The following is a 13,648-nucleotide window of genomic DNA, read 5'->3' as shown; positions in this document are numbered from 1 at the left end:
CATTTAATCAAGATGAGCACAACAAAGAATTACGCGGGTATTCCCGATAAATTCGCACAATTAGAAACGGCAAAGGTTATTTTAATACCTGTGCCTTATGATGGAACAAGTACCTGGGGAAAAGGAGCCGATAAAGGCCCTCAGGCATTTTTGGAAGCTTCTGAAAATATGGAGCTTTATGATATTGAAACCAATACAGAAGTCTATGAACAAGGCATTCATTTGGCTGAAGCTATCACAGAAAATAGTTCGCCGGAAGCAGTGGTAAATGCGGTTCATAAGAGAACTAAAAAGTACATAAAACGTAACAAATTTGTTACGTTGTTTGGAGGTGAACATTCTATTTCAATTGGTACCATTCGTGCCTTTAATGAGTGTTTTGATAATTTAACGGTTCTTCAGATAGATGCCCATGCAGACCTACGTGAGTCGTATGAGGGAACGAAGTACAATCATGCCTGTGCAGTTCATGAAGCTAGCCAAACTACGAATTTGATTCAGGTTGGTATTCGTTCAATGGATAGTATTGAAAAGTCGTTTATGGATGAAGAAAAAACATTCTTCGCTCATGATATGGCCCAAGATGAGTATTGGATGGATAAGGTTATAGAGGCTATGACGGACAACGTTTTAATTACTTTCGATCTTGATGCTTTTGACCCGTCCATCATGCCGTCTACCGGAACCCCGGAACCAGGTGGTTTGTTCTGGTACGAGACTTTGGAGTTTTTAAGAAAGGTGTTCGAAGAGAAAAACGTAGTTGGTTTTGATATTGTTGAGCTATGCCCTAATCCGTCAGAAAAATCTTCAGATTTTCTTGCTGCAAAATTGTATTATAAAATGCTTAGCTATAAATTTATGGGTGAAGCGGCAGATGACGAGTATGACAATACCTATGATGTAGATAGTAAAGTAAACACTAACGGATTAAAATTTGAAGATGACGAAGACTAAGGGAGCGATTTCCGAATTTATTGAAAAATATTATTTGCATTTTAATGCTGCGGCTCTGGTAGATGCTGCAAAAGGGTACGAAGAGCAATTGAACAAAGGTTCTAAAATGCTTGTTTCGTTAGCAGGAGCTATGAGTACTGCTGAATTAGGTAAGATTTTTGCCGAAATGATTCGCCAAGATAAAGTGCAGATTATATCTTGTACAGGTGCCAATCTTGAGGAAGATATCATGAACTTGGTAGCACATTCACATTACAAGCGTGTACCTAACTACCGCGATTTGACCCCAAAAGATGAATGGGCTTTGCTTGAAAAAGGATTGAACCGTGTTACGGATACGTGTATACCGGAAGAAGAAGCTTTCAGAAGGTTGCAAGAGCATATTTTCAAAATTTGGAAAGATGCCGAGGCAAAAGGAGAGCGTTATTTGCCGCATGAGTACATGTATAAAATGTTACTTTCCGGTGTTCTTGAAGAGCATTATGAGATTGATTTAAAAGATTCTTGGATGTACGCTGCCGCGGAAAAAAACCTTCCTATTGTTTGCCCAGGTTGGGAAGACAGTACTATGGGTAACATTTTTGCCTCCTATGTGTTGAAAGGCGAATTGAAAGCCAGTACCATGAAATCCGGTATTGAGTATATGACCTTTTTGGCAGATTGGTATACCGATAATTCTGAAAACGGAATTGGGTTTTTCCAAATTGGTGGTGGAATCGCGGGAGATTTTCCTATCTGTGTGGTGCCTATGCTGTACCAAGATATGGAAAGAACAGATACACCGTTTTGGAGTTACTTCTGCCAGATCAGTGATTCTACAACAAGTTATGGGTCGTACTCCGGTGCGGTGCCCAATGAAAAAATCACTTGGGGTAAATTAGATATAGATACGCCCAAGTTTATAATAGAGAGTGACGCGACCATTGTTGCGCCGTTAATTTTTGCTTATCTTCTAGACTTATGAGCCCTAAAAAAGAAAATGCAAATTTAAAACGTGTCATCGTAGATTTTAAAAAGCTGACACCAGAAGTCCTAAAACTATTAGTAGAGGCATACCCTGATGGGTATGATGACCGAAATATTATTTCATTCAAAAATGCTAATGGTGAACGTATAGAAGCTGTTGAAGTGTTAACTGAGGATACCAAATATTTGGTAAAAATCAGCGCGAAGCTAGAGTATACCATGGAGAATTATGATGAGGATGATTACGAAGATTTTGAAGATAATGATCCAGAAGCAGTGGTTGAGCCAGCCCCAGAAGACATGGCTGACGACGAAGACGATGAATAACATCATAATTGGGTTTGTAACGAACCTGTCTGCGCTTGTCGTTCAAGCGGAGAATCCCCTTGTTCTATCCCGAGGTTTTATTGATAGCAAAAAATGTATTTAATGTCTATTCGATGAAAATAGAGGAAATAGAAAATATAGAGTTGAAGTTTTTGGACCTTGATGATTATCAGGAGCTTAAAACGGCCATGATATCTGTGTATACCAATATGCCAGGCTCTTACTGGAAAGAGAAGCACATAAAATCGCTGATCGATAAATTTCCTGAAGGGCAGGTCGTTATAAAGATTAATGGACAGTTGGCCGGTGTGGCACTGTCCATTATCGTAGATTATGATAGGTTTGATGACGAACATACTTACGAGCAGATTACTGGCAATTATACCTTTGCGACACATAATGATGAAGGTGATGTACTATATGGCATTGAAATCTTTATAAAGCCCCAGTTTCGAGGTCTTCGTTTAGGTAGGCGATTGTATGATTACCGAAAGGAGTTGTGCGAAAAATTAAACCTAAAGAGTATTGCTTTTGGTGGTAGAATGCCCAATTTCCATAAATACATGGATGAGCTTACACCAAAAGAATATATTGCCAAGGTGCGTAGAAAAGAAATAGCCGATCCGGTTTTGAACTTTCAGATCAGCAACGATTTTCATCCTGCCAAAGTGATGAAAGGTTATTTGGAAGGGGATAAAGATTCTAGCGATTTTGCGATTTTGATGGAATGGGATAATATCTATTATCAAAAACCCTCTAAAAAAGCATCCGCCAAGAAAACAGTTATTCGCTTAGGCCTTATTCAATGGCAAATGCGGCCGTACAAAGACTTGGAGGAGCTGTTGCAGCAGGCCGAATATTTTATTGATGCCGTATCCGGATATAGGTCGGATTTTGCTCTGTTTCCTGAGTTTTTTAATGCACCCTTAATGGCGAAGGACAATCACTTGTCCACGCCGGATGCCATTCGTGAGCTTGCAAAGCATACAGATGCTATCGTACAGAAGTTTTCGGAGTTTTCTATTTCGTACAACATCAATATCATTACAGGTAGTATGCCCGAAATGATTGATGGACGTTTGTACAACGTAGGTTACCTGTGCAGGCGTGACGGAAGTATGGAACGTTATGAAAAGCTACATGTAACTCCAGATGAAGCTAAAGTTTGGGGGATGCAGGGTGGAAACCAGTTAAAAGCATTTGACACAGATTGTGGTAAAATCGGAATTTTAATCTGTTATGATTCGGAATTTCCGGAACTAAGCCGTTTATTGGCAGAAGAAGGTATGGATATTTTGTTCGTTCCCTTTTTGACGGATACGCAGAACGGGTATTCCAGAGTACGGCATTGTGCGCAGGCAAGAGCCATTGAAAATGAATGCTACGTAGCCATTGCTGGTAGTGTGGGCAACTTGCCCAACGTACAGAATATGGACATTCAGTTTGCACAGTCCATGGTGTTCACGCCTTGTGATTTCTCGTTCCCCACAAACGGAATAAAAGCAGAGGCCACACCCAATACAGAAATGATATTGATTGCAGATGTTGATATCGATTTGTTACGCGAACTCAATCAATTTGGGGCCGTTCGCAATTTAAAAGATAGAAGGAAAGATATTTTTGAACTTAGAAAAAAAGTATAGTTTGACTGATTTAAAGATTATAGGTAGTGAAGAATGGTGTGTTTTTGAAAACTTGGGTATTCCCGCTATAAAAGCGAGGGTGGATTCAGGGGCTAAAACATCATCCATACAAGCCACCAATATTAAAATTATCATGAAAGGTACCCAAGAATGGGTAAAGTTTGAGGTGAGTCCTTTACAGGAAAACCGAAGTATTGCCATACCCTGCCAAGCCAGATTGGTAGATCGTAGAATGGTAAAAAGCTCTTCCGGTATATCAGAAGAACGCTTGGTAGTACGTACGCCTATTACAATGGGTGAAGATACTTTTGAGGTAGAGCTTACCTTGGCAAACCGTGATACAATGGAGTTTCGTATGCTGTTAGGTAGAGAAGCTATAAATGATAGATATATTGTAAACTCGGCGGTAAACTACCAAATACAAGATTTTGACGATGCGGCCATTACTAAGATGTATGCGCCCTATTTTAAGGAAAAATCCGGATTGAAAATAGCGTTGTTGGCTAGCAATCCCAACCTGTATAGTAACAAACGTATTATTGAAGCAGCGGAAGCACGCGGGCATGAGATTGTCTTTCTTAATGTTGAACATGCCTATATGAAGCTGGATGCACGTTCACCTGAGATACGTTATAGGGGCGGTAATATTCTAAATGCTTTTGATGCGGTCATTCCCAGAATAAAACCATCGGTAACTTTTTATGGTTGTGCGCTAATCAGACAATTTGATAATTTGGGCGTGTATTGCCAAAATAGTGCGGAAGCGATTACCCAATCTAGGGATAAGCTTTTTGCATCGCAATTATTCTCTAAGAACGATATACACATACCTATTACTGGTTTTGCAAAATCTCCAATGGATACCAAAGACCTGATTAAAATGGTTAACGGTGCTCCATTAATTATAAAATTATTAGAAAGTACCCAGGGTAAAGGTGTTGTACTTGCTGAGACCAATAAAGCGGCCGAGAGTGTAATTAACGCATTCAAAAGTGTAAACACCAACATTTTGGTACAAGAGTTCATTAAGGAAGCCAATGGTCAGGATATTCGCTGCTTTGTTGTAAACGGAAAAGTAGTGGCCTCAATGCAACGTCAGGCAGAGAAAGGAGAATTTAGGGCGAACATACACCAAGGTGGTAAAGCTTCTATAATAAAAATTACCTCGGAAGAGCGTAAATTAGCCCAAAAGGCGGCCAAAGTATTGAACCTTGCCGTGGCTGGTGTAGATATCATCCGCTCCAACAAAGGACCGTTATTATTAGAAGTAAACTCTTCACCAGGTCTTGAAGGTATTGAAAATGCTACCGGCAAAGATATTGCCAACGAAATGATTGTGGCTATTGAGAAAAAGTTGAGGTTTAGTATTTAGCCTTATATATAAGACTAACAATTTAACCGATGTTAAATGTATGATGCGGTTGTCGCTACTTAGAAGTAGATGACAACCTCATTTTGCATTTAGAAATCCATCTACAAAATACTATAGAATTTTAAATAGTTAAGGGGAACGCTGATTTCAGGAATTCCAGAAAATTTATTCTTACAACTAATAAAACATCGTTTTTAAGCTAAAAGTGTTTTTCATCTTCATTTTTTAGTGCCTCACCGATATTGATAGAACGAGGCTATCGTTCAACTAATTTCTTTCTCCGTTAAAGTGTCAAATCATCGGTATAGTGTATTATATCTTCGATGTAAATCTAACTATTTCGCATTGTAACTAATTGATTTACAATTTTTTACACTTTAACGAGTAAAACGTACCACTTAAGAGAATTTCCTCAGGCAGCCTACAATGTGCCGTTCATAAATGGAGGAAACGAATTACAAAAACAAACTCTTAAGCTATGTTACGATTCAACATTTTACTTCTTATCGCTTTTGCAACCTTAATGACATCATGTTCAACTTCTACTACTGAAGAAGATGAATTGTACAAGGCAGTTGCAACAACAACTGAAGAAGTAGAAATTTCTTCTATAGAGCAAGAAGTTATAGATGTTGTTAACGAATATAGAGTTTCTGTTGGTTTAAACGAAGTAGTGTTTAACGGTGTAGCTTACGGTTATGCAAATGCGCATAACGAGTATATGATTTCTGAAGGAGTAATCAGCCATGATAATTTTGATAAAAGAGCTTCTGACTTATCCATAGATGCTAATGCCGATTTCGTTTCCGAAAACTTGGGTATGGATTTCACAAATGCCGATGATATTCTTGAAGCTTGGAAAAATAGCCCAACACACAAGAAAGTAATGGAAGGTAATTTTAAGTATACTGCGGTTAGTGTTACTGCAGATGAGAACGGTGTTCTTTATTTTACTCAGTTGTTTTTTCAATAGGATAAGGGTATTTAATTTGGTTTAAGTCAATTAATAAAAAGTAACCTAACTATATAATAATGATTATGAACTTAAAGTAGAACTAGAATACAAACATTAAAACTAAGTACGTTTCCTATCCACATAGTTTCCATAACTGATTTTAGAACTAAAAGAATGTTTAATTATAAATTTAAAAACCACTGTACATGAAATGATATTTATGAATTGCTTTTCAATATATCTATATGTTACCCAAAGTTCGAGTCATTTTCATCCTTTTAGAAGATTTCTTTTCTACAAGTCAATACTGCCTGATTTTTGAAAGAAAGTGTTTTTATCCTCATTTTTTAGTGCCTCACCGATTTTGACAAAACGAGGCTATCGTTCAACTAATTTCTTTCTCCGTTTAAGTGTCAAATCATCGGTATAGTGTATTATATCTTCGATGTAAATCTAACAATTTTTGGTTGTAACTAGTTGACTTACAATTTTTTACACTTTAACGAGTAAAACTTACCGTTTAAGAGAATTTCCTCAGGCACCCTACAATGTACCGTTCATAAATGGAGGAAACGAATTACAAAAATAAACTCTTAAGCTATGTTACGATTCAATATTTTACTTCTTATCGCTCTTGCAACTTTAATGACTTCATGTTCTACTTCTTCAACAACGGAAGAGGATGAATTGTATAAAGCGGTTGCCACAGCAACTGAAGAAGTAGAAATCTCTACTATAGAACAAGAGGTTATGGATGTTGTTAATGCGTATAGAGTTTCCGTTGGTCTTAATGCAGTTGAGTTTAACAGTGTAGCTTACGATTTTGCAAATGCACATAATAAGTATATGATTTCCGAAGGGGTAATCAGCCATGATAATTTTGATAAAAGAGCTTCTGATTTATCTGTTAAAGCTAATGCCGATTTTGTTTCTGAGAATTTAGGTATGGATTTTACAAATGCCGATGATGTTCTTGAAGCTTGGAAAAATAGCCCAACACACAAGAAAGTAATGGAAGGTAATTTTAAGTATACAGCGGTTAGTGTTACTGCAGATGAGAACGGTGTTCTTTACTTTACTCAGTTGTTTTTTCAATAAGATAATTGAATTGGTCTGTTATAGAGTTTCTTGCAATTTTGTAACCTCCTATTTCCTATGGAATAGGAGGCCTATTTTTTGAAATAGTTTCTGTATGCCATAGCTTTTATTAGGAATAAACAATAAGGATATTCGTGTAGGTTATAACTATATGATACTGTATTACTTTTATTCGATTAAATGTAGTATTAAACTGTATTTTGTCGATTTAGTAACCGTTTGTCGAAAAAATTAACACTTTATCGATGGTATATAATAGCATAGGCAATAAGGTGTGGGAAAACACTGTTTTTTATAGGACTTAACCTACAGTTATTTTGCCTATGATACATAAAACTACTCTAAAACAATTTTTTTTATGTTTGGTGTTATTTCTTAGTGCTATCTCTTACGCACAGAACAGGGTTTACGCTGATGCCATCACAAGTGAAAGTGAAGTATACCAGCCAGATAATGCTATTGATTCAGATTTGTCAACCAACTCAATCGTACGTTCCAGTTCGGGTATCCTTTTAGGTGTGGGTGCTTATGCAGGTCATTTAGAACTGGCTTACCCAAATACACTACCTGCAAATACAACAAGTTTCATAAAGATTGCCACTGAAGATGATATATTGTCCAGTTTATTAGGAGGTAGCCTTGGTGGTTTACTTTCTGATATTGTTGGTACGCTCCTTGCCGGAAATCAAGAATTTTCCGCAGAAGCATTTAATATTGATGATAGTGTACTTCTAACCCATTCAGGTCTAGTTGACGCGTTTTCTACGGATGAAGCCCGTGTTGTAACAGATATGAACGGCGATTATTTTCTTGCTCTAACCCCATCTAGTCCTTACGATAGAGTTCGTATAACAAACAGTGTTGGGTCTTTAATAGGGTTAGGTCAAGAAAGGGACTTGAATGTATCTGGGGCCTATTACGGAGAGGGAGACGCTACATGTGGTGATTCCAACTATACTTCTTTTAGTGGAGATGGTCTATCACTAGATTTTTTAGGTTTGGGCGGGGCAGGAGTTACTGATCCTAAATTAGCCATAGATGATGATGACGATACTTTTTCTGAATTAGGTTTAGGGCTTGTTGATGCTTTAGCCAGTATTGAACAAACCTTCTATTTTGATAGCCAGGAAGGCACCAGCGATAATTATTATATAAAAATGGCTATGGATCCTTCTTTACTTCAATTGGGTATTGCTAATTCTATTGGTGTAATTGGTCAAAATGGTGCGGAGATTCCCATATTTACGGAAAACTTATCAAGTCTATTAGATTTAGATGTATTGGGGCTATTAGAAAGTGGACAAACTGCTATTGTTGGTTTAAATCCTACAGCTCCTATTGATCGGGTAACTGTGCGTCTATCATCCTTACTTGGTGTGGGCATTGATCAGGAACTTAAGATTTTTGATGTATTCAGAGCTCCTGCCAGTCCAGTTGTAACTTCTACAGCAGATGATTTGAATATCTGCGCTGGTTTTAGTACAAGCGTAGTTGCAGAAGTAGAGAATGATACTAATGTTGAACTAAGATGGTATGATGCCCAAGAAGATGGTAATCTATTGGCAACTTTAAATTCAGGTGAAGCTTTTGTTACGCCTGTGCTGAATACGGATACTACGTATTATGTGGCAGCTGCAGAAATTGGCTGTCTTAATGAATCCCCTAGAACTAAGGTGTTAATTACTGTAGAACCTATTCCAACAGCAAGTGATATAACTGTTTTAGGAAATGAGAATCCTATTTGTTCTTCAGATAATGTATCCCTTGTTCCAACCAGTTCTATAGATGGTACGTTTTCGTGGTATTTTGATACTAATAAAACTAATAAAATCACAGACGGAATGGTTTCTGGAGGCGCTGCCTATGAAATAGATTCTAATGGAGTGATGACCGTAGCAGGTCTTACTGAAGCTGGTGGCCCATATACTTATTTTGTATCGGTAAAACATGATTTGGCTGGTTGCGAGAATGCCCCTGGGGATTTACAATTGGTTGAAGTTGATATAGTTGACTTTTCAAAAGCAATATCTATTGATTCTAATCCAATGATTAATCTAAATGGTCTAATTGATATTTTTAGCGGGAACGATATAATAAACGTAACCGGAACTGTTTCTGGAGATGTTATGGTTGGTGAGCCTATATCCTTAAATATAAATGGAAAAGTTTTTGACGGTGTCGTAGCTGCAGATTCATCTTTTAATATTTCTGTAAACGCAATAGATTTAGTTTCGGACGTAGATAATACAATCGAAGCTTTTGTACAAGGTGCCTTGTGTTCTGTGTCTGACGAGATACTGGTAGATTTACCGGACTTAATTATAGATGATATTTTTCAAGTTTTTTGTGCCTCGGATTTTGCTACCATAGCAGATTTGGAAGTTGGCCTAAATGACATTGCTTTGTTTAATGACATTACAGCAGGGGTGGAACTAAGTGCATATACACCTTTGGTTGATGGCGAGGTTTATTTTGCAGGGATTGCGGGTATACCTGCATCCGTATTGGCTAGGGTACGGATAACAGTACAGGTTAATGATGTTCCAATGCCAACTACAAATTCTAGAAGTCAAGTATTTTGTGAGAGTGATGGTCCCACAGTTGGGGATATTCAGGTTGATCAACCCAATGTTGTGTTTTACGATAGTCGTTTACGTGGAAATGCAATTGACCCTTCTACACCCGTAGAAGATGGTCGTTGGTACTATGTTGCCGCAGTCGAAAACGGTTGTGAAAGTAGTGAACGGTTAAGAATTATGACAAATATTTTTGCCGATGGTATTTCTCCTATTACTATAATTGGTGAATCCGAAGAAGTATGTCGAGGGCGTTCATATACATATGAAACCAATGCTGATAAAGAAGATTATGTTTGGACAATAGTAGGTGGTACTATTACAGAAGGAGGAACTTCTACAGATAACATGGTAACCGTTCGTTGGACGGAGTTAATTGATACCCAAATTAGTGTTTCATATACAGATGATTCTATATGCAGCCCAAGTAAGATGCTCACTTTAGATGTAGAGGTAGGTACCTGCGGAATGGTTTTAGGAGAGGAATTCTGTCTAAAAGTATTCAATGAATTCTCGCCTAATAATGACGGTTTTAACGACTTTTTTACCGTACAGTGTATAGAAGATTATTCTAACACAGTAGAAATCTATAATCGTAATGGAAACCTTGTTTATAAAACAGCGGACTATCGTAATACTTGGAACGGTCTAGCAAATGTAAACGGAGTTTTAAGCAGTGGAGACCATTTGCCGTCAGGAACTTACTACTACGCTATTAAGATACCTGAATTAGAAAGAAACCTAGTGGGCTGGTTACAATTGGCCAGATAACAAGTTGTTCTTTAAACTATTCACACCAAACCTTTACTTATCATGAAATCAGTTTATACTATTATAAATATAGTTATGCTCTGCTATCTCACATTTAATATGAGCACGGCATACGGTCAACAAGCACCGCAATACACACAATATATGTATAATACAGCGGTATTGAACTCAGGCTATTCCGCTAGAGGAATTCTAGAGGCTACTCTTTTGCATCGTTCGCAATGGGTTGGTATAGATGGAGCTCCAGAGACACAATCGCTTTCAGTACAAGGAAGATTGCGAGAAAGAGTTGGTGTAGGGTTAACGGTCATTAATGATAACATTGGTGCTGCAAACGACCTTGATATAAACGGTACTTTTTCGTATGAGATACCAACAGGGTATTTCACCAAATTATCATTGGGAATCAATGCTGGTGTTGATGTCCTTAAAGTAGATTGGTCCAAAGGAACGTATCAAGATGGTCAGGACCCTATTTTTGCTGAAAATGTAAATAAATTGCGCCCCGTTTTTGGAGCCGGCGCATACTTTCATAGCAGCAATTGGTACATAGGTGTTTCTACTCACAATTTTTTGAATTCTCAAATCTACAATGATAATGAACTAGAAGTAACAGATAGAAAAAGCCAATATTACCTAATGGCAGGTTATGTTATGGAACTTTCTGATAACTTAAAATTTAAACCGGCTATTTTAACAAAGCATGTGGCCGGAGCTCCCATAACAGTAGATATATCAGGTAATTTTTTAATAAAAGAAACTTTGGCATTGGGCTTGGCATATCGTTATGATGATGCTATTAGTGCATTAGCGGGTCTGCATATTTCTAAGAGTTTCTTTTTGGGGTATTCATACGATTACTCCGTAACTGGCCTTCAAAGTTATAATGATGGTTCACACGAGATCATTCTTAAATACAATTTATTCGATGCTTCAAAAAGAGCGTTGTCACCTAGATTTTTCTAAAACAGACCATCATGAAAAAAATTGTACTATATATTTTTATGGGTACGTGCCTTATGGTTACTGCGCAAAGTAAGGAAGAAAGAGCCAAGGCTTATTTCTCAGATTTTAAGTTCGATAAGGCAGTTGAGTTGTATAGCGATTTGGCAGCGGAGAAAAAGAGACCTTCTCTTGATGTTATTCAGCATTTAGCAGATAGCTATTTTAATATGAACAGATATCAAGAGGCCGTAAAGTGGTATGATAAATTGTATCTGATCAAAGGTAAAGACGTTGGTGAAGGTAACATTATTAAACTGGTACAAAGCCTTAAGGCTAGCATGCAAAATGAAAGAGCCGACCAAGTACTTCGTGATTTTTATACAGATGAGGATAGGTTGAATATGATGCTGGCTCAAAAGAAATATTTGGACAGTATACTTGGGGAAAAAGAAAAATATGCCACAACTAACTTAGCATTCAATAGTAAGAAGTCAGATTTTGGGCCTATGCTTTTTAATGACGGCTTAATTTTTGCTTCCGCCAGAGATACTATAAAGGCTAACGGGGAACTATATCCATGGAACAAGCAGCCTTATTTAGACTTGTATATTACAAGACCAGATGACCCTAACTTTATTCCGGAGAAATATTTAGAGAATTTAGAATCTTCCTATCATGATGCTACCTTGAGCTTTTCTTGGGATGGGCAGACGGTATATTTTACCCGTAATTATCTTAAGAAGAAAAATAAGCTGAGCGCTAATGAAGATGGATTGTCCAATATGCAGATTTTACGCGGAACCATACGTAATAACCAATTGGTAGATGTAACTTCTTTGAGCTTTAATAGTAAAGAATACTCTTGTGGGCACCCTGCTTTGAGTCCAGATGGTAGACACTTGTATTTTACCTCTAATATGCCAGGTGGATTTGGTGAGAGTGATATTTACGTGGTGGATTTGAATAATGATGGCGATGTACTTTCAGACCCTATGAACTTGGGGCCTGCTATCAATACGCGAGGTAGGGAAATGTTTCCTTTTGTGAGCAATGAGGTATTGTATTTTTCTTCGGACAGTCATTATGGGCTGGGCGGGTTAGATATATTCGGGTCCGTGATTACGTCTAAGACAGATCATTCTTTACCTCTTAATATGGGCAAACCTTTAAACAGTAATATGGATGATTTTTCATTCATTAGAATGGATAAAAAAGGGAATGGTTATTTTGCCTCTAACCGGTCGGGAGGAAAAGGAGATGATGATATTTATCAATTTGAAAAGGTGAAAGCTGTAGATTGTCTAGAGTATTCTGGGTATGTATTGAACGAGCAAACAGGAGAGCCTATAGCCAATGCCAATGTAGAAATCAAAAATGTAGTTGATGAATTGGTTGCCATTTATAGAACTGATGAGTTTGGTTATTTCAATGTGATTCTTCCTTGTAATAAAAAAAACGTGCTTGTTTTTTCTAGAGCAGGATTTTCTAAAGAAACTGTGGTAATTGAAACAGGAGAAAACCCTGAAGAGCCTTCCAAGAATAATAAAGTGTATTTAACCCCTTTTGATAGCTTGGTGGAGAAAGAAGGTGATATTGAGAAAATTAAGGTAGACCCTATTTATTTTGAATATGACAAGTATGCTGTAACCGAGAGGGCGGAAATAGAACTTGAAAAGGTGCTATTTGCCATGGAGAAATTCCCCGAAATTAAAATTAAAATAGAGTCGCATACAGATGCTAGAGGTTCTGATGCGTATAATTTGGAGTTGTCCGATAACCGGGCAAAATCTACAAGAAGGTACCTGCTTTCAAAAGGTATTGATGCAGATAGAATTGAGAGCGCTTATGGCTATGGGGAATACCGCTTAAAAAACGAATGTTCCAATGGTGTAAAATGTAGCAATCAAAAACACTTTGAGAACCGTCGGTCAGATTTTATCATCGTATCCAAACAGATGTATGAAACCAGAAACGCAAAAAAATAACTTAAAGTTTGGAAAAACTACTTTGCGTAGGGTATATAAGTTTACGGTAGGGTGTT

Annotated in this window: 10 protein-coding genes; all 10 read left to right on the top strand. The window is 37.5% G+C overall.

All coding sequences use genetic code 11. The annotated features are described in order from the left end of the window. Positions 1-12 precede the first annotated feature (12 nt). Positions 13-954: an agmatinase gene (gene speB, locus P0077_RS06775; protein ID WP_194528987.1), complete on the top strand. Its 942-nt coding sequence runs from the start codon at positions 13-15 to the stop codon at positions 952-954. After that, a complete protein-coding gene (locus P0077_RS06770; RefSeq protein WP_276168372.1) occupies positions 941-1,918 on the top strand; it encodes a deoxyhypusine synthase family protein in 978 nt (325 codons plus the stop codon). Before speB ends, P0077_RS06770 begins: the two co-directional genes overlap by 14 nt. After that, positions 1,915-2,247, top strand: coding sequence for a hypothetical protein (locus P0077_RS06765; RefSeq protein ID WP_276168371.1), 333 nt, complete (start codon positions 1,915-1,917; stop codon positions 2,245-2,247). The genes P0077_RS06770 and P0077_RS06765 overlap by 4 nt, the downstream gene beginning before the upstream one ends. A 113-nt stretch (positions 2,248-2,360) precedes the next feature. Beyond that, positions 2,361-3,890: a bifunctional GNAT family N-acetyltransferase/carbon-nitrogen hydrolase family protein gene (locus tag P0077_RS06760; RefSeq protein WP_276168370.1), complete on the top strand. Its 1,530-nt coding sequence runs from the start codon at positions 2,361-2,363 to the stop codon at positions 3,888-3,890. Between the two features lies 1 nt (position 3,891). Beyond that, positions 3,892-5,262 (top strand): 30S ribosomal protein S6--L-glutamate ligase, encoded by a 1,371-nt coding sequence (rimK, locus tag P0077_RS06755; protein WP_276168369.1) that lies wholly within the window; start codon positions 3,892-3,894, stop codon positions 5,260-5,262. Positions 5,263-5,740: 478 nt separating this feature from the next. Beyond that, on the top strand, positions 5,741-6,235 hold the full coding sequence (locus P0077_RS06750; RefSeq protein WP_276168368.1) for a CAP domain-containing protein: 495 nt from the start codon (positions 5,741-5,743) through the stop codon (positions 6,233-6,235). Positions 6,236-6,817: 582 nt separating this feature from the next. Continuing rightward, a complete protein-coding gene (locus P0077_RS06745; protein WP_276168367.1) occupies positions 6,818-7,315 on the top strand; it encodes a CAP domain-containing protein in 498 nt (165 codons plus the stop codon). Positions 7,316-7,680: 365 nt separating this feature from the next. Further along, complete coding sequence (locus P0077_RS06740; protein WP_276169175.1) at positions 7,681-10,662, top strand: T9SS type B sorting domain-containing protein; 2,982 nt, start codon at positions 7,681-7,683, stop codon at positions 10,660-10,662. Between the two features lie 42 nt (positions 10,663-10,704). Further along, positions 10,705-11,628 carry a PorP/SprF family type IX secretion system membrane protein gene (locus P0077_RS06735; protein ID WP_276168366.1) on the top strand — a complete coding sequence of 308 codons (924 nt, stop codon included), beginning with the start codon at positions 10,705-10,707 and terminating at the stop codon, positions 11,626-11,628. Between the two features lie 11 nt (positions 11,629-11,639). Beyond that, positions 11,640-13,592 (top strand): OmpA family protein, encoded by a 1,953-nt coding sequence (locus tag P0077_RS06730; RefSeq protein ID WP_276168365.1) that lies wholly within the window; start codon positions 11,640-11,642, stop codon positions 13,590-13,592. Positions 13,593-13,648 lie beyond the last annotated feature (56 nt).

Source organism: Zobellia alginiliquefaciens, assembly GCF_029323795.1.
Taxonomy (GTDB): Bacteria; Bacteroidota; Bacteroidia; order Flavobacteriales; family Flavobacteriaceae; genus Zobellia; species Zobellia alginiliquefaciens.
This window is presented reverse-complemented; position numbering and strand designations above follow the sequence as displayed.